This window comes from Paenibacillus segetis (assembly GCF_014639155.1).
GTDB classification, from domain to species: Bacteria; Bacillota; Bacilli; order Paenibacillales; family Paenibacillaceae; genus Fontibacillus; species Fontibacillus segetis.
On the sequence record NZ_BMFT01000001.1, the window covers coordinates 2716764 to 2741548 of the forward strand.

Genomic DNA, 24785 nt, shown 5'->3' on the forward strand with positions numbered 1-24785 from the left:
CTTATGATCCAACAGAATCCTTTAATCGGTATTCCGATGGGGTCATTCCCGTGTATTTCTGGAACACCTTCGTAAAATACCGACGCTCATGATAACCAACCTCAGAACCGATTTGAGTAATCGATTTGTCGCTGCTATAGAGCAAAGATTTTGCCATTTCCATACGCTGTTTGGTCAGATATTCAACAAATGTTTCACCAAAGTAGTTTTTGAAGAGAAGACAGAAATAGCTACAACTAATCCCAAGATATTCAGAAATATCATCGATTCCAAAATCGCTCTCTAAATTATGTTGAATGTAATTTTGCGCGGACATCATTAACAGTTCAGAGGACTTTTTGGTTGATAGAGAGTCTCGGGACTGCTCTATCAATGATACAATTAGAGACAAGAGCTCTTTTAAACTTAACGACCCTTGCAGCCTTTGCCAAATATTTTCCTCTTGTTCCCCAGATAATAATTGCATCTCACGCATTTCACGAAGCAAGTGGATCAAAAGATAATGCAGCATTTTTTGCGATTGGCCAATGCTGTTCTCTTGCAAATGGCCCACAAAAGATTTAAGATCGTGAGTCATTTGAGCAAGGACCTCTACATTCCCATTCCGAAGTCCACTGCTTATCTTCTCAATCCAATGCCACTTCGATTCTGTTACACCTAGCTCTGGTCTGGATGTCGATTCTAAATTATTAGTACCCGCTTCCAAAAACCATTCATTAGGTGAGTTAAGTATTAGCTTTTGCTGCATTCTTTCGTATACCATGGCTAACTCATTTAAGGAAAGATAGTTTTGTTCTAAGCACATTTGAAATAACATACCATCGTTGTTGTCGACTAGGGTCTGTAAAATGATATATCCCGGGTACAATTGTTCTTTTGTAATCGGGTGGTCCTGATCTGGAGAAGGGAAGATAATACACCATTCCCCCTCCCGAATCTGCAAGACCGTTTGTCCTTTTAGGATCGGGCTGAAAATATCTTTTAGCATGTTTTTAATCCGTAGATTCCATGCTTTCCGTTCGAGAACGGTCCAGGATATAGACCGGTGTGAATAACCCTCCAGGTCAATTAACAAGACGGAATAAGCCTTTTTATTAGCAAGTCCATCCTCTTCATCCCACAATACGCCCTCTTCCTCCGTCTCCTGTCCCAATAACGAATGAAGCATATAGTTTTCATTAGCCAGGTAAGCTACCCGGTTTAACCTTTGCTCCTTCTTCTGTTTCTTACTCTTCTCTCTAATTTCGGCAGCAAGATTTCGAACGGTATCTTCCAGTTCAAAATAATTAATCGGCTTGCAGATATAATCCCTTACTCCATGCCGAATCGCCGTTTGAGCATACTCAAATTCCTGATAACCTGTTAATAGTAGAATCTCGCAAGTTAACCCTTGTTTGCGGATTTCCTGAAGCAGAGTCATTCCATCCATTACAGGCATGCGGATGTCGCTTAAGATCAAATCGGGATGATGCTGGATAGCTGCTTCTAAAGCATCTATACCGTTCTTAGCCAAACCAACAATTTCTATGTCCATATCTTCCCAAGGAAGTACCTTAGATAAATTGTTTAAAATGTGGACTTCGTCGTCAACTAGCAAAGCTTTCAGTCTCAATCTTTATCACCCAATTCATATTTAGGAATCACGCATTGTATAATGGTGCCTTGCCCCGGTTGCGAGCAGATGAAAAGTCCGAATTTATTACCATATTGAAATCTTAAACGATCGAACACACTTCTTAATCCCAAACCCCGACGTTCATGACTTGGATACGGTTGCAGCAAATGATAATCAGGATCGTCTATATCTGCATATTGAATGGAAGACAATTGTTCACTCGACATCCCAATACCATTATCCTCAATTCTCAGTAATATCCTTTCCTCTTCCATTTTACCTGTAACCGTGATTCTACCTTTATAGTCGATGCCTTCAAATCCATGTTGAATACAATTCTCCACAAGTGGTTGAAGCGTAAGCTTGAGGAGTAGACAGTTCATCATCTCATCTGGGATCTCTATATGATATTCAAACAAATCATCAAATCTGAACTTCTGAATTTCCAAATAACTCCGAAGATGTTCGATTTCGAGACTCAACCTGATCTCTTCCTTGTCCTGAATACTGATACGCAAAATACTTGCAAGACGTAATACCATCTCGCTGACCTTACGTCCCTCATTCTGGACAGCAAGTACATTAATTGACTCTAGTGTGTTGAACAGGAAGTGTGGCTTAATCTGGGCTTGCAATACTCTAAGTTCGGCATTCGTCTTCTGAAGTTGTTCACGTTTAACCTGATGGAACAATTCATTGATTTTATCCATTTGATTGTTAAATCCCTTTTGCAATAACAGTAGTTCATCATCGCCCTTTTCATCCACCCTGGCGTTCAAATCACCGTCCTCGACTTTACGCATGAAACGTACAATCAAGCCGATCGTACCGGTAATCCGATTCATGAACAAGACGTTAAAAAGGATTGCAGCAACCACACAGATAGAAATAATTAATACAAACCATTTAGCAAAGGTTGTTAACTCCTGAGATAAATAACTCCAAGAAGTCACCGACACCAAACTCCATGGGTACTCCTTTAAATTATAAATCGATATAACGCTTTCTTCCCCGTTGAATTTCCCTCTAAAGCTTTGATAATCGCTATTCAATTGAAACTTTTGCTTCATATGATCCTGAATCAATTCGCCATCAAATTCAGATTTATAATCATATAAAATAAGTCCTTTATCGTTAACGAGCATAAATTTAGTGTTCCGTTTACTGCTTCCCAATTCCAAGTTCTGAAAAATCTTTTCAAATTCCCAATCCTTGATTTGTACTACCAAAACTCCTGCCCTTTGCAAATTGCTCAATTCCTTAATTAAACGAATTTGCGTAAAAACCTTATCTGACCCTGTTAATTCAGGATATTCATGGGGAGCAATCCATTTCGGTAATCCTTTCAAGGACATCACTTCATTATATAATGGATGCTCCTTAAACTTTTCGTAAGGCAAGGTTTGGAAATTTTCTTTATTGAAAATAGAGATTACATTGGACCCTTTTCCACCATGTACATCATATAAGAACGCATAATCAATAGCAGGATGGTTGTATAATAAGGAACGAAAATTTCTCTGGTTAGCATTTAGTTCAAGTTGAGTTGACGCCGTCAAATTTTGCGAATCAGGATCCTTTGCAACAATCGCCGCTTGAAATACTCCCTTAGCGATCCCATTGTCGGTCACAGTATCCATTTCTTTAAATACGCTCTTGATACTGTAACTAATCGCTTTAAGCGAATATTCTTCCTGCTGACTATGCTTCGTCTCGATCGAACGAAACGTAACAAAGAAGGTAATAATCCCAAGAATAAACAAAGGAATAATAACTAGCGCAATAAAGGCCGTAAATAATTTGATTCGCAGGTTCATAAGCGGCAGCTCCCAAATAGACTACTAACGCGTCATATAATGACAGAGATATTATTCACCTCTATTATCCTTTTACGCTGCCCGCCGTTACCCCTTCAATAATCTTCTCTTGCAGAATCGCATAGATGACCAATACAGGTACAACGCTAAAGACAATACCAGCAGACATTTGGGCATAGTTCGTGTTATAAGCATCTCTGAAGCCAACCATACCTACAGGAAGTGTCTTCAATTCATTACTAGATAGGAAGTAGTTTGCAAGCAAGAATTCGTTCCAGTTTCCTAGGAAGTTAACGATGAATACGGTTACTACGGCAGGAATGGTAAGCGGTATTATAATTCTAGCAAATAACCCTGCAGAGCTCAATCCATCAATAACCGCTGCTTCCTCAATTTCCCCTGGTAGAGATCGCATAAACGCAGCTAGGATGATAACCGAAAATGGAATCGCGTTAGCCACATAAGGTAGAATCAGAGCCATGTGCGTGTTCAAAATATCCAAATTTCTCATTATTCCATAAATCGGAAGCAAGAGAGAGTTGTTCGGAATCAACATACCAATGAGAATTAATTGAAACACAATTGCACTAATCTTGTTGTAACGCATACGAGTCACGGCAAATGCAAGCATCGCTGCAAACAAGATAGATACACATGCAGATAATATACCGATGTACAAACTGTTAAAGAAATACGTACTAATTTTAGCATTTACCCAGGCATTCACGTAGTTATCAAACATGATGGAACTTGGAAGCCCAAACGGATTAGCAGCAATAGATTGGTTATCCGTCTTCACGGAAGAGAATAGAACGAACAAAAAAGGATATAGAATAATGAGCAGGTAACCCATCAGAAAGATATGTGGAATAAATTTTTTGAGTGCTCTCATTAGTATTCAATCCTTTCTGAACGTCTAGCAATCAAGACTTGATATAGTACTGTGATAATCATTGTGAAAATAAAGATCAGGATAGCGATTGAGTTACCAAATCCATGTCTAAAGCTTGTGATCGCATATCGGATCATATACGTTGCCATAACATCCGTTGAACCAGCAGGTCCACCTTTCGTCATAACGAGAATGATATCCGCCGCTTTCATTGCACCAGCTACTGACAACATGATGACTACAGAAACAATTGGCATAATAAGTGGAAGTGTAATCTTCATAGCTCTTTGGAAACCAGTTGCTCCGTCGATCGCAGCCGCTTCATCTAGCTCTTTAGGAATAGAAAGAATCGCTGCTAGTACCATGATGATATAAAATCCGGTCCATTGCCATGCATTGGTGATCAGGATCGCTATCATGGCCCAATTCTTATCAGACAACCAATAAATCGGTTCGATTCCGAATATACCCAACAACTCATTCATGAGACCGAAATCTGGGTTATAAATGAACCCCCACAAAATCCCAATAACTGCTGTTGACATAATAGATGGCATAAATACTGCCGTTTTGTATAGACCTTTGAGTTTCTTCACGTTAGCGATAAGCAAGGAGAAGATAACAATGAGTGGTACTTGAATGAGACAAGAGAATAAAATGAAATACAAGTTATTACGTACAGACTTCCAAAATGCAACATCTTTGAATGCCGTTACGTAGTTGTCCAATCCAATATAGGTCATATGTTTAGATATTCCGTTCCAGCTAGTCAAACTGTTATTTACCGCAGTGAAAATTGGATAAATGAAGAATGCGAGAAACAGGACAAATGCCGGCAATATAAACACAATGTAGATCAGAGGGTTTCTTAGCGCTTTATTCATGGTAACCTCCGTAGTTTATGCCTTACTTAATATAAAAGGGTGCCCCCACATGTATCGAGGCGGGTGGCACCCTTTCAATAATTCTAAATTATTCCGCTGTTGCATTTGCTGCATCTTGAGCAGCTTGCACGTTTTCTAACATTTTCGCAGGGTCGATTTCGCCACCGATGACTTGTTGGATACCCATGCTAAGCGCTGTGTTAACTTCTGCTTGAACAAGAGCATCAAATGCTGGGAATGAAGTTCCGATTTCACTAACTGCTTTGAAAATATCTTGCATTAATGGATCGTCGGAAGTCGATTTCATTTGATCAAGGCTAATTTTCATAGCTGGAAGAACTCCATCATCTTTCAATCCACGAAGCTGCATTTCATCAGTCCACATGTTCTTGATGAATTCTTTAACTGCTGCTAATTTACGAGGATCTTCAGCAACTGCACTAGAGAAACCATAACCATTGTTAGCATCTTGCATCACGATAGCTTTGTCTCCAGCGTTTACAGGAGGCATATTGAAGTAACCAATTTTACCAACCATGTCACCAGCTTGAGCTGGATCTCTGAATACGGAGTTAGCCCAAGATCCGTCCATCATCATGATAGCTTCACCAGTGATAACTTGGTTTCTCATATCAGCGTACTCAAATCCGAGTTCGCCTTTTTTGTAGTAGCCTTTTTGAACCCATTCTTGGTGCTTAGTAACCGCTTTCACTACGTTTGGATCAGTCCATTTAGTAGTGCCTGATTTGAATCCGTAAGTAATGTCAGCTCCTGCATAGTACGACCACAGGTTGTTCGTAGTCATCAAAGGAATCCATGCGTCTTTTGAAGATTGAGCGAAAGGAACTTTACCGTCCGCTTTAATTGTTTCAGCTAATTTGTCTAACTCATCAAGAGTTGCAGGAACTTTAAGTCCTTTTTGTTCAAAGTACTCTTTGTTATAGAAGAATCCTTCGATTGATCCACCGATTGGAAGACCATAAACTTTATCTTGGTAAGTAAATGGAGCTAAAGTATTAAATTTTTCTTTGATACCGAGCTCATCCAAAATTGGAGTCAAATCAAGCATCAAACCTTCTTTAGCATAGAGTTGAGCATCTGGACTACCAAATACATCAAATACTTCAGGTGGTTTACCCGCAGCCATTTCGCCTCTGAGCTTTTCTTTACGGTTAACTTCAGAATCTACACCGTCTAGCTTGATTTTCAAACCAGGAACAGCCGCTTCTGTTTGCTTGATTACATCTTCTAGCATTGCCAAACGGAATTTCTTAGCTTCCCCTACTTGAGTGTGACGAATTGTAATTTCAAACGGTTCGTCATTCACCTTTGGTTCATTTGTTGCGGCATTCGTTGCAGCTGGTTCTTGTGTCGGAGTGTTCTTAGCTTCGTTGTCTGATTTACCGCAACCTGCGAGTAAACCGGATGCTACGAATACTAGTGATACTAGCAGCACCAAACTCTTTTTCATATTTCTTAGACCCTCCTCAAGATCGGTTTGTGTTACATCTTTATTATAGAAAGCGCATTCACTTTTGTTAAGGAGGACATTTTTCTATTATAGGGATAATATCATCCAAACCTCAATAAAATGAAAACGGTTAAACCTCACATCTGCTGTAGGGTTTAACCGTTTAATGGAATTTTACACGTTTTGCGTCATGAAACATGACACGAAGCTTATTTAGTTGCAGACACTACCTGCTGCCGCCCCTCTTCAATTAGGCGATTTGCCCGCTCGATTTCCTCAGCCGTAGGAGATGGAACTCCTTCCAACTCATATTTCCAGCCGAGCTCCTGCCATTTAAACACACCCATTTGATGATAAGGAAGAAGTTCAAATTTCTCAACTGCATTCAGTCCACCAATAAATCTGCCTAAATTCAACAAATCTTGCTCATCGTCATGAATTCCAGGTACATAAACGTGGCGAATCCACATATTTCGATTATGGTCAGATAACCATTTTGCCATATTTAGCATTCGTTCGTTTGATTTACCTGTCAACTTGATGTGCTTCTCATCGTCAATATGCTTTAAATCGAGCATGACCAAATCAGTAACATCCAGAAGGTCGCGAATTTTATCCCCTTCATTATAACCGTTTGTATCCAGCGTAGTATGAAGATTCCAACGCTTCTTCACTTCTCTGAACAATTCGGTTACAAAAGGCGCTTGAAGCGTCGCTTCCCCGCCGGATACCGTTAACCCACCGCCTGATGAACGGTAATAGCTTAAATAAGGTTCGATTTCAGACAGAACCTCTTCTAGGCTCATTTCCTTACCGTCCGTCAGGCTCCAAGTATCTGGGTTATGGCAATACTGGCATTGCAACAAGCAGCCCTGCATAAAGAGTACGAAACGAATACCGGGTCCATCGACCGTTCCGAAAGTTTCTAATGAATGTATACGACCTTTTAGCATCTTTCGTCACTCTCCATTCGGCTACTATAGTTTGAACATGCTAGTTATATGAAGAAAAAGTTACATCGAACCGTGGAAGGTCCGGTTAATTACATCAAGTTGTTGCTCACGAGTCAATTTAATGAAGTTAACGGCATAACCAGATACACGAATGGTAAGTTGCGGATAGTTCTCTGGGTGCTCCATTGCATCCATCAATTGCTCACGGTCAAATACGTTAACATTCAAGTGATGTGCATTACTACCGAAATAGCCATCCATCATGGATACCAGATTGGATTTACGTACTTCTTCTTCTTTACCCAGTGCTTTTGGCACGATGGAGAATGTATTAGAAATACCATCCAAGCTGTGCTCATATGGAAGTTTAGCAACGGAACTCAAGGAAGCGAGTGCGCCTTTCTTATCGCGACCATGCATTGGGTTAGCACCTGGAGCAAACGGTTCGCCTGCTTTACGTCCATCTGGTGTAGTTCCTGTTTTCTTACCATAAACAACGTTAGACGTAATTGTCAACACAGATTGTGTTGGCATAGCATTACGATACGCTTTGTGTTTACGGATCATACCCATAAATGTTTCTACCAATTCAACAGCGATTTGGTCAACTTTATCGTCGTTGTTACCGTAGCATGGGTATTCTCCTTCAATTTCGAAGTCAACAGCAATACCATTTTCATTACGGATTGGTTTTACTTTTGCATATTTAATTGCACTCAAGGAGTCGGTTGCTACAGACAAACCGGCGATACCACAAGCCATGGTGCGAAGAATATCGCGGTCATGCAGAGCCATTTCGATCCGTTCGTAAGAATATTTATCGTGCATGTAATGGATGACATTAAGAGTGTTCATATATAGTTTAGCTAGCCATTCCATCATCGGTTTGAAACGTTTCATAACTTCATCATATGTTAAATATTCAGAAGTGATAGCTGGGAATTCAGGTCCCACTTGCACACCAGACTTCTCATCTTTACCACCGTTAATAGCATACAGCAAAGCTTTAGCCAAGTTCGCACGAGCTCCGAAGAATTGCATTTGTTTACCGATTTCCATTGCGGATACGCAGCAAGCAATACCATAGTCGTCGCCATAGATCGGACGCATCAAATCATCGTTCTCATATTGAATGGAGCTTGTTTCAATGGATACTTTTGCACAATATTTCTTGAAGCCCTCAGGTAATTTCTCAGACCAGAGCACTGTCAAGTTTGGTTCCGGTGCAGGTCCCAAGTTATATAGAGTGTGCAAGAAACGGAAGCTGTTCTTTGTTACGCGAGTTGCACCAGTTACAGACATACCACCGATGGATTCAGTTACCCAAGTAGGGTCACCACTGAACAAATCATTGTAGTCTGGAGTACGCAAGAATTTAACAATCCGCAATTTCATAACGAAATGGTCAACTAATTCTTGAGCTCCTTCTTCTGTCAATGTTCCTTCTGCAAGATCACGTTCAATGTATGCGTCAAGGAACGAAGATACACGACCAAGGGACATTGCCGCACCATTTTGTTCCTTAATAGCTGCTAGGTAACCGAAATATACCCATTGAAATGCTTCTTTAGCAGTATTTGCTGGTTTGGAGATATCAAAGCCATGAGCTACTGCCAATTGTTTCAATTCGCCAAGTGCACGAATTTGTTCAGATAGCTCTTCGCGAAGACGAATAACATCTTCATCGATTACATCAACTTCAAGGCTCTTTAACTCTTGTTGTTTTTGTTTGATTAGGAAGTCTACACCGTATAGAGCAAGACGACGATAGTCACCGATAATACGTCCACGTCCGTATGCATCTGGAAGACCTGTGATAATACCAGCCTTACGGGCAGCTCTCATTTCTGAAGTATATGCATCAAATACGCCTTGGTTATGCGTTTTGCGGATATTCGTAAACATGTCTACAATATTGCTAGGAAGCTCGAATCCGTAAGCTTTACAAGCATCGATCATCATTTTGATGCCGCCAAATGGTTGAATGGAACGTTTGAAAGGAGCATCAGTTTGTACACCGACGATTTGTTCCTTGTCTTTATCCAAATAACCTGGAGCATGTGATACGATCGTCGAAGGTGTGTTAACGTCTACGTCAAGCACGCCGCCAGCTTCGCGTTCTTTCTTAGTCAGATCCGATACAATTTCCCATAATGCTTTTGTGTTTTCAGTTGCACCTTGCAAGAATGATTCATTTCCGGTGTAGGAAGTAATGTTACTGTCGATAAAATCGCGAACATTAACTTCTTTCATCCATTTACCTTTTTTAAAACCTCTCCAACTCGACTGTACTTCTTTAACTTCTTGGATTTCTCTTTCAATCACCGACATCTTTATTCCCTCCATTTATATTGTTTGGAGTACGCGGTTTGAAGGATATGTTCCGCGTCTCATGATCCCTAAAATTTGTGATGTTTTTCACAACTTTGTCACTGATAATTCCAACCTATAATAATAGCTATCAATGAACAAGGAATCATTTATGCTATTATCATATAACAATTACTATATAAGCAGTGTGACAAATATCACTTTTGGAGTGATATTTGTCACCTTTTTCAAACTAATTGTTCACTTATTCTTCAAATCTTCCGTAGAACGCGTCACGGTAAACTTCAGCTAGTTCGGTAACCAATGGAAGCTTAGGATTAGCTGTAGTACATTGGTCTTCAAAAGCACGGTCTGCCAAGTAATCTACGCGTGATTCGAAATCTTTCGGATCGAAACCAAGTTCTTGGAAAGTTTCAGGAATTCCAAGTTTCTTGTTCAAATCGCGGATAGCTTTGATCAAGCTCTTAACGCCTTCTTCTGTTGTACGAGCTGGCAATCCCAAGATACGAGCAATTTCTGCATAACGCTCGTCAGCAACGAAGTGAGTGTATTTAGGGAATGCAGCAAATTTAGTTGGTTTCTTAGCATTGTAACGAATAACGTGTGGCATTAGAATTGCATTCGTACGTCCGTGCGCAGTGTGGTATTGACCGCCCCATTTATGCGCCAAGCTGTGATTGATTCCTAGGAATGCGTTGGCAAAAGCCATACCAGCCAATGTAGATGCGTTATGCATTTTTTCGCGAGCAAGTTTGTCGCCTGTCAATGCCGATTTTTCTAACCATTGGAATACCAGTTGAATCGCTTTGATCGCAAGTCCATCTGTATAGTCACTAGCCATAACGGATACATAAGCTTCAATCGCATGTGTCAATACGTCCATACCAGTGTCAGCAACAGCGAACTTAGGCAAGCTGTATACGAATTCTGGATCGATGATTGCAACGTCTGGAGTTAATTCGTAATCCGCAAGTGGATACTTCGTGTTACCATTTTCTTTGTCTGTGATAACTGCGAATGATGTAACTTCCGAACCTGTACCCGAAGTTGTTGGAATCGCTACGAATTTTGCTTTTTGTCCAAGACGTGGGTATTTATAGATCCGTTTACGGATATCCATGAATTTTTGTTTCAAGTTGTTAAAGTCTGTGTCTGGATATTCGTAGAACAACCACATACCCTTAGCAGCATCCATTGGAGATCCGCCACCTAGTGCAATGATGCAGTCAGGTTGGAATTTTTCCATCATTTCAGTACCACGTTGTACTGTTGTAGTCGATGGATCTGGCTCAACATCCGAGAATACTTCGATAGCTACTGGTGTTTGACGTTGACGAAGATAATGTTCAACTTTTTCTACATATCCTAGTTTAACCATCATAGGGTCAGTTACAATCAGTACGCGAGTAATATCAGGCATTTTCGCAAGATATTGAGTGGACCCTTTTTCAAAGTAAATTTTGTTAGGAACTTTGAACCATTGCATATTCACAGTACGACGATTCACCCTTTTCACGTTGATTAGATTGATAGCCGTTACGTTCGACGAAGTCGAGTTACGTCCATAAGATCCGCAGCCAAGTGTCAGCGATGGCAAGTTTGTATTATAGATGTCACCGATACCACCTTGCGAAGAAGGTTGGTTGACCAAGATCCGGCATGTCGGCATACGATCGGAATATTTTTGAATAATTTCTTCATTATTAGAATGAATTACCGAAGAGTGACCCATACCACCGAAATTAACAACTTCAAGTGCACGTTCGATACCTTGTTCAGCGTTCTTCACTTTGTAGCAAGCTAGAATAGGGCTTAGCTTCTCTGCAGAAAGTGGATATTTAGGTCCAACACCTTCAATCTCAGCTACTAGAATTTTAGTTCCAGCTGGTACGCTGATTCCGCAAATTTCAGCAATCTTCGTTGCAGGCATACCTACGATTGTTGGATTCACTGCGCATTTGTCTGCAATAATAGCACCTGCAGTCAATTTTGCTACTTCTTCTTTATTTACAAAATAGCATCCGTTTGCGATCATTTTCTTCTTCACTTGATCGAAAATCGGTTCTTCGATGATAACTGCTTGCTCAGAAGCACAAATCATACCATTATCAAATGTTTTGGATAGAATCAGGTCGTTAACAGCTTGATCCAGATCAGCAGTTTTCTCAATGAAGCATGGTACGTTACCTGGGCCTACACCTAGTGCTGGTTTACCACAGCTATAAGCCGCTTTAACCATTGCAGATCCGCCAGTTGCAAGAATGCAAGCTACGTCTTTATGATTCATAAGTGCGTTGGTACGATCCATCGAAGGATTCTCGATCCACTGAATGCAATTTTCAGGAGCCCCATGTTTCACTGCTGCTTCTAACAAAATCTTAGCTGCTTCAGTACTACATGCTTGAGCAGATGGATGGAAACCGAAGATGATTGGATTACGAGTCTTGATTGCAATCAAGGCTTTAAAAATTGTAGTTGATGTTGGGTTAGTTGTTGGTGTAATACCCATGATGATACCCACTGGTTCAGCAATTTTTTGGAAGCTGTCATATGGATTATCTTCAATAACGCCTACCGTTTTGTTGTTCTTAATGCTGTGGTAGATATACTCTGTTGCGAACATATTCTTAATGATCTTATCTTCATATACACCACGACCAGTTTCTTCAACAGCCAATTTTGCCAGGTGCATGTGTTTGTCGAGTCCTGCCAGTGCCATAGCCTGTACGATATCGTCAATTTGTTCCTGGTTCATTTCAAGGAAAGCTTCCGTTGCTTTATTTGCCTTGTTAATCAGACTTTGAATGTAATCCTGTGCAGTAGGTTCTGCCTTTGTCGTCACTTCGTTTTTAATCGCCATCTCTCTCATCCTCCTAAGTATTGGTAGCGGATCGACCTTGGAAAGTTTCGTGAAAATTTTCACTTACCAGTTCGCCCTGCGAAGCTTTGTGCTTCTCTTTATGAATAAAGCATATCACATGAATTACGTCTTGTATAGTGAAATATTTCACATACTATAAAGAAAATGAAAATATTTCAATTACGTGAGTGTATTTTCATGTATTATTTACAGAAAAAGTATGTTTAGCAAGATGAAGGCCTTACAAAAAATAGTCACTTTTTTTCCCTTCTATAAAACGTCACAAAATGATGCATCATAAAAAGGCTATCCGATTACCTTGCATGTTTTTCCAATTGAAAAAATAAAGTGAAATTAGTCACAATGTTGAAAATTCGACACTTTTTCACGCTTGAAATGTCCCTCAAAACTAAATAAACAGGTTATAATTAATTTAAAATTTTCAGAAAAATTTGGAGTACAAAGGGGAAATAACTGATGAATGAAATGATGAATGCTGCCCTGCCCCGTGGGAATACGAGTTGCTTCTCAGAGCAAAACTTCAATCGACTTCTCGTGACCATGAAAGATAAGGCGTATCCAGAAGGAACGCATTTGTTCTGGGAAGGCGACTTTTCCGATAAACTGTTCTATATTAAGCGCGGACGCGTTAAATTAACCAAATCAACCGACGAAGGCAAAGAACTTATTCTCTATATGTATGGCCGCGGCGATATGGTCGGTCAAGCAGATCCATTCTTTAGCACGAAGCACAGTTTTACGGCTGAAGTTATTGAAGATAGTGAAATTGGAGTTATTGAGCAAAAAGATCTAGAAATTATGATCTGTCAGCACTGTGACTTTGCCATTGACTTTATGAAATGGATGGGTATCCATCACCGTCTGACTCAAACGAAATTCCGCGATCTCATGATGTACGGCAAACCAGGTGCTCTCTGCTCCACACTCATTCGGTTGAGTAACACATACGGCGAGAGAAATGGTGACACAATCCTAATCAACAAGAAGATCACGCATACGGATTTGTCCAACATGATTGGAGCAACTCGCGAAAGTGTAAACCGGATGCTTAGTGATCTGCGTAAAAAAGATGCTTTGGAATATGAAAATGGGATGATTGTCATTAAGGATCTTGTTATGTTACAGGATATTTGTCACTGTGAACTGTGTCCTAATGAAATTTGCCGAATTTAATGTATGGTGCCTGGAAATTATCTGTTTCATGTCCTGTATATGCAAAAACAAGGTTGGGGGGATGTTACCCTCAACCTTGTTTAATTTATAGTTCTATTTTTTTCTCACAGGGGAGATAAACCAATAAGCCATTCCAACGAATACCGCTCCACCCACCATGTTGCCGAGGGTAACCGGAATCATGTTGTGCATCCAGCCTGCGATCGTAATCGTATCCGGATGATTCGGCAAAATCAAGGACAAGCTAAGCAATGTCATATTAGCTACGCTATGTTCATATCCACTAGCGATGAACGCGTATAGACACCACCAGATCAAGACAAGTTTGGAGATATCATCTTTGGCCCGATTAGCCATCCATAGGGCAAGACAGACAAGCCAGTTACACAAAATGCCTCGGAAAAACAATTCTGAGATCGGAGCTGCCATCTTTTTGGCTGATGCGGCAAAGATAAGATGTTCGGGAGCGGCGGTCTTAAATATACCGCTACCTACTACAAGCAAAGAGAGCAACACTGCACCTGCTAAATTACCCAGGAAAACTATAGTCCAGTTCTTAGCTGTATCCCTCACTGTAGTTCTTTTTGCGAGTGTACTCATTGTAAAAAACATATTATTGCCCGTAAACAGTTCGGATCCCGCAAATACGACAAGTGTGAGCGCAAGCCCAAACGACATCCCCATCAATGTCGTCTGGAACGGTGATTTGACTGCTGCAAGTGGCGCACCAATACTGAATATCAATATAATCCCCAGCCCCACATAAGCCCCAGCTAACATGGCAGCAACGATATATCGCGGTAAGCTCTCATTCATCTTCTCTTTCTTTTTTACTGCCGCTTCAATGATGGTCTCCACATTTTGTGTGAACATTCCGGCCTGCCTCCCCAAACTCTTATATGATTACTTAATTAATCAACGGCTTAGGTTATACCGCCAAAAATTCTGACGTAGCAACCCATACTTGACCATCTTCCAATCTCACAGGATATGTTTGAACCCTTCCGTTATCTGGAGCTTGAACATTCCCGGTCTCCAGATCAATTTTCCAATCGTATAATGGATCGTATAAATAATGACCTGATACGATGCCTTCAGCCAGCGGTCCACCTTTGGGGTGTGGACTCTGATTCCGTATAGCAAACACATTGCCGTCTGAAGTGCGGAATACCGCGATCTGCAGCCCATTTAATTCAATTACACGGCCTACTTGTATCATAAATTGATCCAGTGAACCAACAGGATAGAACGCTTCATTTGATAAGCTCATATTCATGACTCCCTTCTCTCATACCGCTATGATAAGCCTACAACTTAATGACTGACTTCCAATCGGTGGAACATTCTATTGCGACTCTTATCATCACTTAGCATCTTTTTCCAAGGATCTTCAACTTGCTGAAGTGCAAATTCGATCCGATTTACAAGTTGCTTGCGCGAATCCATGTTATCTACAATAACTGCTTTGATCTCTTCGAGCCCGATCCGCTCTACCCACTCGGAAGTTCGCTCTAGATAGTTGCCCGTCTCACGGTAATGTTGAATGATAGCTGAGCAAATATCGATCAATTCTTCGTCCGTCTTCACCTTGCAGAAAGAATCCGCGAGACGAGCTTTGATCCCGCCATTGCCACCAATAAAGATTTCCCATCCACCATCGTTACCGACGATGCCGATATCTTTCGTGCAGGATTCAGCACAGTTACGTGGGCAGCCGTTGACTGCCATTTTAAATTTTGCCGGAAGATCGAGCCTTTCGAACTTGCGTTCCAGCAGTGCTCCCATACCCATTGAATCTTGTGTACCAAAACGACAGAACTGTGAGCCTACACAGGTTTTTACTGTGCGTAGTGACTTGGCATAACCATATCCCGATGGCATATCAAGCTCTTGCCAAACCTTCGGCAAATCTTCTTTCTTCACACCAATTAAGTCAAGACGTTGGCCACCTGTCACTTTTACAACTTTGACATCATATTTCAAGGATACATCTGCAATCTTCTTCAATTCCTCGGGTGTGGTAACCCCGCCATACATTCTCGGAATAACCGTATACGTTCCATCCTTCTGGATGTTAGCGCTCATCCGTTCATTGACAAAGCGTGATTCCTTTTCATCCTCATGACTGTCTGGGTAGATCATACCTAGATAATAGTTAACTGCAGGACGACACTTCGAGCAGCCCTCTGGTTGGCTCCATCCCAACACGTTCATCACTTCTTTAGTTGTTTGGAGACCTTTGGCTTTGATCTCCGCCACAATTTCATCCCGTCCCATGGTTGTACATCCACAGATGCCTTGTTTGGCCGCGGTTTTAAATCCATCTCCAAGTACATATTGTAAAATTTGTTCCACTATTGGTTTACAGCCGCCGCATGAACGAGTTGCTCCGGTACAAGCTTTAATCTCATCAATGGTCGTTAATCCTTGATTCGTAATAACATCTACGATGGTGCCTTTCGTGACACCATTACAACCGCATACTATTTCTTCATTAGACATATTTTCGACTGAAGTAGATTTCTTACCCGCTCCACCACAGCATCCCGAACCCATCAGAGATTCGTATAGTTCATCTGTCATCTCTGCTTTCTGCTTAATGAGCTTTTGCAGCTCTGCGGAATCTGAAATATCACCGAACAACACTGCCCCGACCATAACTTTCTCCCTAAGCAAAATCTTCTTATATGTCTGTTTCCATTCATCCTTGTTTGCAATGATCATATGACCCGGTCCATCGATAAACTCTCCGGTTGAGAACACGTCAACACCCGATATTTTCAATTTAGTTGACACAACGGATCCTTCGTATGGTGCAGTTTCAACGCCACAAATATGTTTAGCCAAAATCATTCCTTGCTCAAACAAAGGAGCTACAAGGCCATAGCAAGTTCCACGATGTTCTGTGCACTCTCCAACCGAATACACACCTTCCATCGAGGTTTGCATGTAATCGTTCACGACGATTCCACGGTTCACCATAATCCCGCTCTCTTTAGCCACCGCAATGTTCGGTTTAATCCCCACTGCCATGACTACGAACTCCGCTTCCAATACGGAATCGTCCGCAAATCGCAATCCGCTTACTCTTTCATCGCCTAGTAACTCAGCCGTTTGCGCGCCCATTTTGAATTTAATTCCTTGACGCTCAAGTTCTGCCTGAAGCATTGACGAAGCCTGATGATCGAGTTGACGCTCCATTAAGTCTTCCATTAAATGAACAACCGTTACGTCCATGCCGAGTTGGACCAGGCCCTTGGCTGCTTCTAGTCCAAGTAGTCCACCACCGATTACCGCAGCTTTTTGATATGTTTTGGCCGCTTGTAGCATTTGGTTGCAATCCGCGATATCACGAAATCCAACAACGCCCTCTTTATCGCTGCCAGGAACCGGAAGAATAAACGAATTTGATCCAGTGGCAATAAGTACTTTGTCATAGGGAACCCGTACTCCATCAGCGGTTACAACTTCCTTCGCTTGTTCATCAATCTTGGTTACCGTTGTTCCGATATGCAAGGTAATTCCGTTATCCTGATACCATTGCAGATCATTAAGCACGATATCATCGATCGTCTTGCTCCCCTCCAAAACATAGGAAAGCATGATCCGGTTATAATTCGGATGTGGTTCACTTCCGAACACGGTAATGTCAAATTTAGTAGTAAGTTTTAAAATTTGTTCAACCGCACTGATTCCCGCCATTCCGTTACCAATCACTACAAGTTTCTCTCTATACGTTGTCATTATAGATTGCCTCCTTCAAAATCCTACGGATACGACGATATGACGATCACAACTTCTATTTCAGAATCATGCTGAAAGTCTACAGTAATAGGCATCACTAGATTGTGATTCCATTCACATTAATTGTGAAATTTTGCACAATAATTGTCATACTTATCTATTTATAGTTATTGAAAAATCCGCAAACCCTCCTATTGCAGAGTGCTTGCGGTTAAATGAGCCGAATTTATTTTAAGCTTTCATATAACGTGGAAATAATATATTGTTTTCCAAATGCACATGTGTAAATGTCATGCCTTCCAATTCTTCCAGACGTGCATAGGTCATCCGGTAGGTCGTACAGGCGTGTGCAGGAGGTACAAAATCACCCGTTAACTCCCGAAGCTTCTTCAGAATATTCCCCGCGGCATCATGTTCCGCCTCTAATTCATCAATAGAGGAGCGAAGTTTAGATAACGTATCATCGTGCCGGTCTAATTCCCATTGAATCATTTTGGGGAACACTTCTGCTTCTTCTTTCTCCGTATGTTCTAATAATTCAGACATAAGTTGTCCATATAGACGCTCTACCTCTATCAAGTGAGGCCCACTGTCACCATGAACGCGTGCCACTTTCATCACACTTTTCTTTAGTTCGGGTAACTCTTCACGCAAATAACGATGGTGTTTATTAACAATATGCTCAATCAAATCCCCTGACTTCGCTCCGTTTAAAAAGTCTCCTTCTTCCTTGTCGGGATGATCCGCGGCTAGCTGGGCTAAATCCACCAGCAATTCGTTTACATCAATACCCTTCTCCTCCGCCGCTTCTTGAAGAGGACGGTTTCCTCCACAGCAGAAATCTACTCTACGGTTACGGAAATAATCCGCGGACTTCGGGAACCTCACAACAATGTCCCTAACTAAATCATCTTTATCAAAATACAGCTGTGCGTTAGCCATATCATATTCCTCCTTGGAAATAGGATGTTGAAGTAATTTTCTTCAAGACCATCGTACTCCAAGGATTCGAAGCCCCTTGTGATTACAGTCACTTGTGATACGCGGTTAACTAAAAACGTCAAAAAAGGCCTCCCCCACTGGTATCCAGTTGAAGGAAGCCTTTCCTCATCAAACGTTATTCCATCACAATACTTATTTATTTAAGAACGTCGTGATCCACATAACGTTCACCGTTCAATTCGCTAATCAGCTCAATCGCTACCTTAGCTCCATCTCCCGCTGTAATGATCGTGTGTACACTGACCCCAGCTACCGTTCCGGCTGCCCAGATACGCGGCTTGCTCGTACGTCCAAATCCGTCAGTATCAATCACGGTCTTGATACGTGGCTCTCTGCCATCTCGAAGTTCTAGCCCGATAGCGCTTGCAAGTTCAGTTATAGCACCTGTTGCCAAAATAATGTGGGCAGCTTCGTAGCTGCGGCCAGATTCCGTTTTGACGGTAACCTTTGTCCCGCCATTCGTATCCACGACAGTAACTTTTTCTGTAATAAACTTAGCGCCGAATGTCTCAGCTTGTTCCCGTCCAGTTTTAAGCAAATCTGGTCCGGTTACATCTTTGGCACCATAATGGTTCCTAAGCCAAGCTCGTTTCGTCATACTGGCATTGCTATCAAGGACAAGCGTTTCCTTTCCCGCTTTTGCCAGGAACAAAGCTGCGCTGACTCCCGCTGGCCCCGCTCCGATTACAATTACCTCAGCCACAAATACACCCACTTTCATTTTTGTTCATGCCGCACTTTCACTAGGAACGGCATGCCTTATGCCTTGCTTACTACTACACCCACTGCTCAGCCCAATTTTGTACCTGATCCATCACTGGACTTAGCGCACGTCCCTTGTCAGTTAACTCATACTCAATTCGAACAGGTGTCTCTGGATAAACATGACGAACAAGAATTTCTTCATTTTCTAAATCCTTCATACGCTCTGATAACATCTTATCACTCATCGAAGGAATTTGGTTGGAGATATCCTTGAATCGCTTCGGTCCACTCATTAAGGTATAAATAATAAGCCCGTTCCAGCGTTTTCCCAGAATAGAAAATGCCGTTTCAAAGCGCGGACACATTGCACATTGCTCCTCCATTACAATTTCACCCCTTTACTAGTTAGAAGGTAACAAACCTCATGAAAACTTACGTTTAGTTAGTATATATCATTTTAGCACACTTTTGAGTTGGTGCATACCGAGATGATTTGTTCATTATTGCTAATAAGAAACGACCACCTGGGCGGTGGCCGCTATTCATAGTATATTTTGTTCTATACTTACTTATACCCACCAAGCTTCAGTAGGAGCATCTTCTATAAGAATACTTTGCAAATTGCGCACAGCTTTGGTTAAGCCTTCCTCAATTGACATCAGCCCATCCTCATGCTCAATGCTGACCGCATAATCATAACCAATCAAACGTAATGCACTGATGATATCAGCCCATGTCTTAAGATCATGACCATATCCAACAGTACGGAACTGCCAAGCGCGATCTAACATAGCCGTATAAGGCTGCATATCAGTAATGCCATATTTGTTCACATTTATTGGATCAAGCGATGTGTCCTTCGCATGGAAATGGTGAATCGCACCTGCCCGGCCAAGAATGTTAATCGCTTGTACAGGGTCAATTCCTTGCCACCACATATGACTTGGGTCCAAATTGGCCCCAATAACTTCCCCTGCGGCTTCACGAAGGCGAAGCAATGTAGCTGGTGTATGCACGGAGAATCCACCATGAAGCTCTAATCCAATTTTTACATTATGATCGGCAGCATATTTGCCCCACTCTGTCCAATAAGGAATTACCTTATTGTCCCATTGCCATGTCAGGATCTCTTGAAAATCATTTGGCCATGGAGCAACGGGCCAGTTCGGATATTTAGCATCTTCATGATCGCCAGGACAACCCGAAAATGTGTTAACTACTGGTACTTCCAGTAGTTCAGCAAGCTGAACCGTTTTAACGAATGTATCGTGAAATTCTTTGGCAATCGCCTTCTGTGGATGGAGCGCATTACCATGACAGCTAAGTGCACTAATCACCATGCCACGGGACTCCACTGCCTTCTTAAAAGCATCCCGCGCTGCCTTATTCTCCAAAAGTTCATCCGGATTACAATGAGCATTACCTGGGAATCCACCAGTACCGATCTCTACCGCCTTCAACCCTTGAGCCGCTGCTAAATCCAATGCCTTCTCAAATGGTTGGCCCCCAAACAATACTAGAAAAACTCCGAGTTTCATATCTGTTTCCTCCTAAAAGTTTTGTTTAGCATTACATCTATGATTCATCTTCGGACAAAACTTGCTTCGTAAGCATATGCTTAGTTTTGTTTAGCATTACTTCTACTTATTAATTAATCAAAATAGACCGCTTTCCCTGTCTTAGCTGACTCGTAGATAGCCTCTAAAATTTGCGTTACAACGAGTGCTTGTTCGGGTTTTACCAATGGCTCTTTATCCTCAAGTATAGCTTCTACCCAAGCTTTTGCTTCCCGAGTAGCATCTGTCTCCTCTTGTCCATCAAAGAAAGCTACGCCGCCTGCTCCAAGCTCTACCTTCGTCTCATACAATCGGCTAAGCTTCTCCCCATTGATACGAAGACCATCAGTCATATCTGCACCGCCTTCAGTACCGCACAGCAATGTCTTGGCTTCACCCGTTTCGACCACGTTCAACGCCCAGCTTGCTTCCAACATAATCGTAGCGCCGTTCTTCATCGTAATGAACCCAAACGCTGAATCTTCAACCTTAAATTGTTCTGGATCCCAAGGGCCAAAAGCATTAGCTGCATTTGCACGGCCGCCTAGCTTATGGAATACGGATCCTGTTACACTCTTTGGTTCGTAGTTGTCCATCAACCATAATGTCAAATCGAGTGCGTGCGTACCGATATCGATTAATGGTCCGCCGCCTTGTTTCTCTTCATCTAAGAACACACCCCAGGTTGGCACCGCACGACGTCTAACCGCCAACGCTTTACCGAGATAAATATCTCCTAGCTCCCCGTTCTCACATAGTTCCTTCAAATACAGACTGTCACTACGGAAACGATTCTGATAAGCAATGCTCAGCTTCTTACCGGTACGTTTCGCCGCTTCCAGCATTTCGCGTGCTTGTGCTGTCGTCTTTGCCATCGGCTTCTCACACATCACGTGTCTACCTGATTCCAAAGCTGCCACGGAAATTTCAGCATGCGAATCGTTTGGTGTACAAACGTGAACCACATCAAGCTCACATTCTTGAAGCATTTTCCGGAAATCTTCGTATACTTTGGCACCCTCTGCGCCGTACTTAGCTGCTGCTTGTTCTGCACGATCTACAACGATATCACAAAAGGCGACCAATTCCACCTGAGGTTGAACTGAAAGACTTGGCAAGTGCTTGCCATTAGCAATACCTCCGCATCCGATAATCGCAACTTTTAACTTTTTAGACATTTAAATTTCCTCCTTGTTTAGCGTAACCTTTGATCCAGTCCATACTAACCTTAATACTTTCAAGTGGGTCTTGCGCACAATAGTCTTGTTCTACAACCAACCACTCAACTCCTGCTGCCACTGCAGCGTCTGCAATTGCTTTAATCGCAATCTCACCTTTACCAAGTTCCACAGTCTCCGGAGATCCATCTTCCTTGGTAACCATGTCTTTGAGATGCAGGATCGGTAGCCGATCACTATATTTTGCAATGTACTGTAAAGGGTCGTAACCAGCATACGATACCCAGCACGAATCTAACTCTACTTGAAGCAGAGATGATGGAACTTCATCATATATAGTATCCAGAACGGTCTTATCCCCAAGCAACTGCGTTAATTCAAACTCATGATTGTGATAGCAAAGGACGAGACCTGCTTCTGAGCAACGTTTACCGATTACTTTCAAATCCTCAATCACTTCGTTCCACCGATTACGATCTTCTTCAGTCAAATACGGACAAATAAGAAAGCGGTTACCAATGGCTAAATTAAAAGCAATTTCTTCTTCTAGTTGATCACACAGATTTGTATATGGTGTATGAGCACCTAGAACGATCAGGCCTGTCTCATTTAGAATTGAAGTTACCTGTTCAGCTGAGCGACCGTAGAATCCTGCAAATTCAACGCCCTGATAGCCAAGTTCAGCCACCTTGCGCAGTGTTCCTTCAAAATCATTTTCCATAGCTTCACGAACCGTATAGAGCTGTAATCCTACTTGTGCCAAATGAATCACCTCTTAATGTTTAATTTCACTCTCTCATGGTATTTCAATTTGCATCAATGTAAAATGAATAATATGATTGAAACATGAACAATCTGATCATTATTTTTGATAAAACAATGGAGGACGGTCATGAATGAGAAACAAAACATAGCAATATTAACAGCAGGATACTCGATGCATCGCAAACCTTACCTCATGATTCGAATGGATGGATTAGATCATTATTTAATTCGTCTGCAGACTTCAGGTAAATGTCGTATCCGTTTGAATGGACGCTTAGAGCTTATAGAGCCCGGGGATTTGGTTCTTTTCGCACCTAACGAGCCTTACGAGCTTAGAATAGAATCAGAGCAGAACCAACTAGGAGAAGCCTATGTCTCAAGCAGTGATTACCATATTTTCTTGGAAGGGGAATGGGTTGAGAACTGGTGGAAGCAACATCAACGTCCGAACAAAATTAAAGTTCCGCTCTCCGAAGGGATTATCGGCGCTTGTCGACAGATTATGACTGAGCAACGAAGAATTTCAAATCCTTGCCCAGAAATTGCGGAGTATTATTTAAAAATATTATGTATGGATATCGATCGAAATCTACTGCAGCAGCCGCTACCAGCCTATCGAACCTATCTTGCCCACCGTATCAAGAATTATATCGAAGAAAATGCTTCATCTACATTTAAACTTGAGGATGTCGCTGCTCATGTTGGAATCAGTGTGTCTCGTGCTGTTCATCTGTTCAAGGAAGCGTTTGCCACAAGCATTATCCAATACACATTAGAGGTTAGGCTTACTATGGCCCGTGAGCGTATTCTTTTCAGTCCCTTGTCTCTAGAGCATGTCGCAGAGAGCTCTGGCTTTCCGAATTATAATTATTTCCATAGAGTTTTTCGCAAGCGTTATGGTATGTCTCCAAAACAATTTCGCCTTGATGCTCAGCAGAATGAGTAGGTATTGTGGACATATAAAAGCCGCTTGACAGAAATCATCAAGCGGCTTTTTTGTGTATGAGTGCTCTTTTAGCTATGTGGATGATTCATTATACTAGGTTGCTTCCGGTTTTTCTTAACATAAGTTCCTATTCCTACAATTACCACAATAACAAGCAATTCAAAACCATATTTTATAAATCCATTTGCGAACCAATCATGTACGAGTGGTTCTTCTACAAGCATCTTCGCTGCTGTCCAAGCTAGCACTGCCGCACCAATTGTAATGACAATCGGAAAGCGTTCTGTGAGCTTCAAAATCATGGTGCTACCCCACACCATAATCGGTACAGAAATTGCCAGCCCAATCACTACTAACAAAAAGTCGCCATGCGCCGCTCCTGCTACGGCAAGTACGTTATCCAATCCCATCATCGTATCTGCGATAATAATAGTCCGGATAGCGGCCCACATTTGATTACCTGCTTTAATATCATGATTCTTCTCATCCACGAGTAGCTTATATGCAATCCACATAAGCGCAAGCCCCCCGGCAAGGCGAAGACCTGGAATGTTAAGTAATTGAACCACGAGTACCGTCATAATAACCCGTACTACTATAGCACCGACCGTTCCCCACAAAATAACTTTTTTCTGATCAGCTTTTTGTACATTCCTTGCTGCAAGTCCAATGACAATCGCATTGTCGCCAGCTAGCACAAGGTCAATCAGTACAATAGACAGCAATGCTGTCCAAAACTCTACTGACATGAAATCCATTTGCTTTCCCCCTTTGTTGTTTATGATGCCCAATTCAAAAAAAAAATGCGCCGTGCCAGTTACTTGGGCACGACGCAAAATCGCATCAAAAGAGACCTTTACCCAAGTACTAAC

The 24785-nt window shown here is 41.8% G+C and carries 20 protein-coding genes; 2 read left to right on the forward strand and 18 right to left on the reverse strand.

Annotation, left to right across the window (positions count from 1 at the left end):
* Window position 1 precedes the first annotated feature (1 nt).
* The 8 genes from IEW05_RS12750 to adhE all read right to left on the reverse strand — a co-directional run bounded on the left by IEW05_RS12750 (window position 2) and on the right by adhE (window position 12823).
* The gene (locus IEW05_RS12750) at window positions 2-1612 is read right to left on the reverse strand and encodes a response regulator transcription factor (protein ID WP_188539262.1); all 1611 of its coding nucleotides are present in this window, start codon (window positions 1610-1612) and stop codon (window positions 2-4) included.
* On the reverse strand, window positions 1609-3432 hold the full coding sequence (locus tag IEW05_RS12755; protein ID WP_188539264.1) for a cache domain-containing sensor histidine kinase: 1824 nt from the start codon (window positions 3430-3432) through the stop codon (window positions 1609-1611). Before IEW05_RS12755 ends, IEW05_RS12750 begins: the two co-directional genes overlap by 4 nt.
* Window positions 3433-3496: 64 nt before the next feature.
* On the reverse strand, window positions 3497-4324 hold the full coding sequence (locus IEW05_RS12760; protein WP_188539266.1) for a carbohydrate ABC transporter permease: 828 nt from the start codon (window positions 4322-4324) through the stop codon (window positions 3497-3499).
* Window positions 4324-5208: a carbohydrate ABC transporter permease gene (locus IEW05_RS12765; RefSeq protein ID WP_188539268.1), complete on the reverse strand. Its 885-nt coding sequence runs from the start codon at window positions 5206-5208 to the stop codon at window positions 4324-4326. Before IEW05_RS12765 ends, IEW05_RS12760 begins: the two co-directional genes overlap by 1 nt.
* 88 nt (window positions 5209-5296) lie before the next feature.
* Window positions 5297-6679 carry an ABC transporter substrate-binding protein gene (locus IEW05_RS12770; RefSeq protein ID WP_188539270.1) on the reverse strand — a complete coding sequence of 461 codons (1383 nt, stop codon included), beginning with the start codon at window positions 6677-6679 and terminating at the stop codon, window positions 5297-5299.
* 209 nt (window positions 6680-6888) lie between these two features.
* A complete protein-coding gene (gene pflA / locus IEW05_RS12775) occupies window positions 6889-7632 on the reverse strand; it encodes a pyruvate formate-lyase-activating protein (protein WP_188539272.1) in 744 nt (247 codons plus the stop codon).
* Window positions 7633-7692: 60 nt separating this feature from the next.
* Window positions 7693-9963, reverse strand: coding sequence for a formate C-acetyltransferase (gene pflB, locus IEW05_RS12780; protein ID WP_188539274.1), 2271 nt, complete (start codon window positions 9961-9963; stop codon window positions 7693-7695).
* 244 nt (window positions 9964-10207) lie between these two features.
* A complete protein-coding gene (gene adhE / locus IEW05_RS12785) occupies window positions 10208-12823 on the reverse strand; it encodes a bifunctional acetaldehyde-CoA/alcohol dehydrogenase (RefSeq protein ID WP_188539276.1) in 2616 nt (871 codons plus the stop codon).
* A gap of 477 nt (window positions 12824-13300) precedes the next feature.
* Here adhE and IEW05_RS12790 point away from each other — a divergent pair, with 477 nt between their 5' ends.
* Window positions 13301-14017 (forward strand): Crp/Fnr family transcriptional regulator, encoded by a 717-nt coding sequence (locus tag IEW05_RS12790; protein WP_188539278.1) that lies wholly within the window; start codon window positions 13301-13303, stop codon window positions 14015-14017.
* 93 nt (window positions 14018-14110) lie between these two features.
* Here the strand turns inward: IEW05_RS12790 and IEW05_RS12795 are convergent, their stop codons facing one another.
* The 9 genes from IEW05_RS12795 to IEW05_RS12835 all read right to left on the reverse strand — a co-directional run bounded on the left by IEW05_RS12795 (window position 14111) and on the right by IEW05_RS12835 (window position 22965).
* Entirely contained in the window at window positions 14111-14890 is a 780-nt protein-coding gene (locus IEW05_RS12795) for a formate/nitrite transporter family protein (protein WP_188539280.1), read from the reverse strand.
* Window positions 14891-14945: 55 nt separating this feature from the next.
* A complete protein-coding gene (gene nirD / locus IEW05_RS12800) occupies window positions 14946-15287 on the reverse strand; it encodes a nitrite reductase small subunit NirD (RefSeq protein WP_229753359.1) in 342 nt (113 codons plus the stop codon).
* Between the two features lie 44 nt (window positions 15288-15331).
* On the reverse strand, window positions 15332-17761 hold the full coding sequence (gene nirB / locus IEW05_RS12805) for a nitrite reductase large subunit NirB (RefSeq protein WP_188539283.1): 2430 nt from the start codon (window positions 17759-17761) through the stop codon (window positions 15332-15334).
* A 231-nt stretch (window positions 17762-17992) separates the two neighbouring features.
* The gene (ric, locus tag IEW05_RS12810) at window positions 17993-18703 is read right to left on the reverse strand and encodes an iron-sulfur cluster repair di-iron protein (RefSeq protein WP_188539285.1); all 711 of its coding nucleotides are present in this window, start codon (window positions 18701-18703) and stop codon (window positions 17993-17995) included.
* Window positions 18704-18899: 196 nt separating this feature from the next.
* Complete coding sequence (locus tag IEW05_RS12815) at window positions 18900-19466, reverse strand: NAD(P)/FAD-dependent oxidoreductase (protein ID WP_188539287.1); 567 nt, start codon at window positions 19464-19466, stop codon at window positions 18900-18902.
* A 73-nt stretch (window positions 19467-19539) separates the two neighbouring features.
* A complete protein-coding gene (locus IEW05_RS12820) occupies window positions 19540-19851 on the reverse strand; it encodes a winged helix-turn-helix transcriptional regulator (RefSeq protein ID WP_188539289.1) in 312 nt (103 codons plus the stop codon).
* 186 nt (window positions 19852-20037) lie between these two features.
* On the reverse strand, window positions 20038-21006 hold the full coding sequence (locus tag IEW05_RS12825) for a sugar phosphate isomerase/epimerase family protein (protein WP_188539291.1): 969 nt from the start codon (window positions 21004-21006) through the stop codon (window positions 20038-20040).
* 113 nt (window positions 21007-21119) lie between these two features.
* Entirely contained in the window at window positions 21120-22202 is a 1083-nt protein-coding gene (locus tag IEW05_RS12830; protein ID WP_188539293.1) for a Gfo/Idh/MocA family protein, read from the reverse strand.
* On the reverse strand, window positions 22195-22965 hold the full coding sequence (locus tag IEW05_RS12835; protein WP_188539295.1) for a sugar phosphate isomerase/epimerase family protein: 771 nt from the start codon (window positions 22963-22965) through the stop codon (window positions 22195-22197). Before IEW05_RS12835 ends, IEW05_RS12830 begins: the two co-directional genes overlap by 8 nt.
* A 129-nt stretch (window positions 22966-23094) precedes the next feature.
* On the opposite strand from IEW05_RS12835, the gene IEW05_RS12840 reads away from it, so the two are divergent.
* Window positions 23095-23913, forward strand: a complete 819-nt coding sequence (locus IEW05_RS12840; RefSeq protein ID WP_188539298.1) for an AraC family transcriptional regulator — start codon at window positions 23095-23097, stop codon at window positions 23911-23913.
* 68 nt (window positions 23914-23981) lie between these two features.
* Here the strand turns inward: IEW05_RS12840 and IEW05_RS12845 are convergent, their stop codons facing one another.
* The gene (locus tag IEW05_RS12845) at window positions 23982-24671 is read right to left on the reverse strand and encodes a TerC family protein (RefSeq protein ID WP_188539300.1); all 690 of its coding nucleotides are present in this window, start codon (window positions 24669-24671) and stop codon (window positions 23982-23984) included.
* Between the last annotated feature and the right edge of the window lie 114 nt (window positions 24672-24785).

Bases quoted from the DNA above. Each gene is read 5' to 3' on its own strand.
- IEW05_RS12755 (WP_188539264.1), bottom strand. From the start codon at position 3,432: ATGAACCTGCGAATCAAATTATTTACGGCCTTTATTGCGCTAGTTATT.
- IEW05_RS12760 (WP_188539266.1), bottom strand. From the start codon at position 4,324: ATGAGAGCACTCAAAAAATTTATTCCACATATCTTTCTGATGGGTTAC.
- IEW05_RS12765 (WP_188539268.1), bottom strand. From the start codon at position 5,208: ATGAATAAAGCGCTAAGAAACCCTCTGATCTACATTGTGTTTATATTG.
- IEW05_RS12770 (WP_188539270.1), bottom strand. From the start codon at position 6,679: ATGAAAAAGAGTTTGGTGCTGCTAGTATCACTAGTATTCGTAGCATCC.
- pflA (WP_188539272.1), bottom strand. From the start codon at position 7,632: ATGCTAAAAGGTCGTATACATTCATTAGAAACTTTCGGAACGGTCGAT.
- pflB (WP_188539274.1), bottom strand. From the start codon at position 9,963: ATGTCGGTGATTGAAAGAGAAATCCAAGAAGTTAAAGAAGTACAGTCG.
- adhE (WP_188539276.1), bottom strand. From the start codon at position 12,823: ATGGCGATTAAAAACGAAGTGACGACAAAGGCAGAACCTACTGCACAG.
- IEW05_RS12790 (WP_188539278.1), top strand. From the start codon at position 13,301: ATGAATGAAATGATGAATGCTGCCCTGCCCCGTGGGAATACGAGTTGC.
- IEW05_RS12795 (WP_188539280.1), bottom strand. From the start codon at position 14,890: ATGTTCACACAAAATGTGGAGACCATCATTGAAGCGGCAGTAAAAAAG.
- nirD (WP_229753359.1), bottom strand. From the start codon at position 15,287: ATGAGCTTATCAAATGAAGCGTTCTATCCTGTTGGTTCACTGGATCAA.
- nirB (WP_188539283.1), bottom strand. From the start codon at position 17,761: ATGACAACGTATAGAGAGAAACTTGTAGTGATTGGTAACGGAATGGCG.
- ric (WP_188539285.1), bottom strand. From the start codon at position 18,703: ATGGCTAACGCACAGCTGTATTTTGATAAAGATGATTTAGTTAGGGAC.
- IEW05_RS12820 (WP_188539289.1), bottom strand. From the start codon at position 19,851: ATGGAGGAGCAATGTGCAATGTGTCCGCGCTTTGAAACGGCATTTTCT.
- IEW05_RS12825 (WP_188539291.1), bottom strand. From the start codon at position 21,006: ATGAAACTCGGAGTTTTTCTAGTATTGTTTGGGGGCCAACCATTTGAG.
- IEW05_RS12830 (WP_188539293.1), bottom strand. From the start codon at position 22,202: ATGTCTAAAAAGTTAAAAGTTGCGATTATCGGATGCGGAGGTATTGCT.
- IEW05_RS12840 (WP_188539298.1), top strand. From the start codon at position 23,095: ATGAATGAGAAACAAAACATAGCAATATTAACAGCAGGATACTCGATG.
- IEW05_RS12845 (WP_188539300.1), bottom strand. From the start codon at position 24,671: ATGGATTTCATGTCAGTAGAGTTTTGGACAGCATTGCTGTCTATTGTA.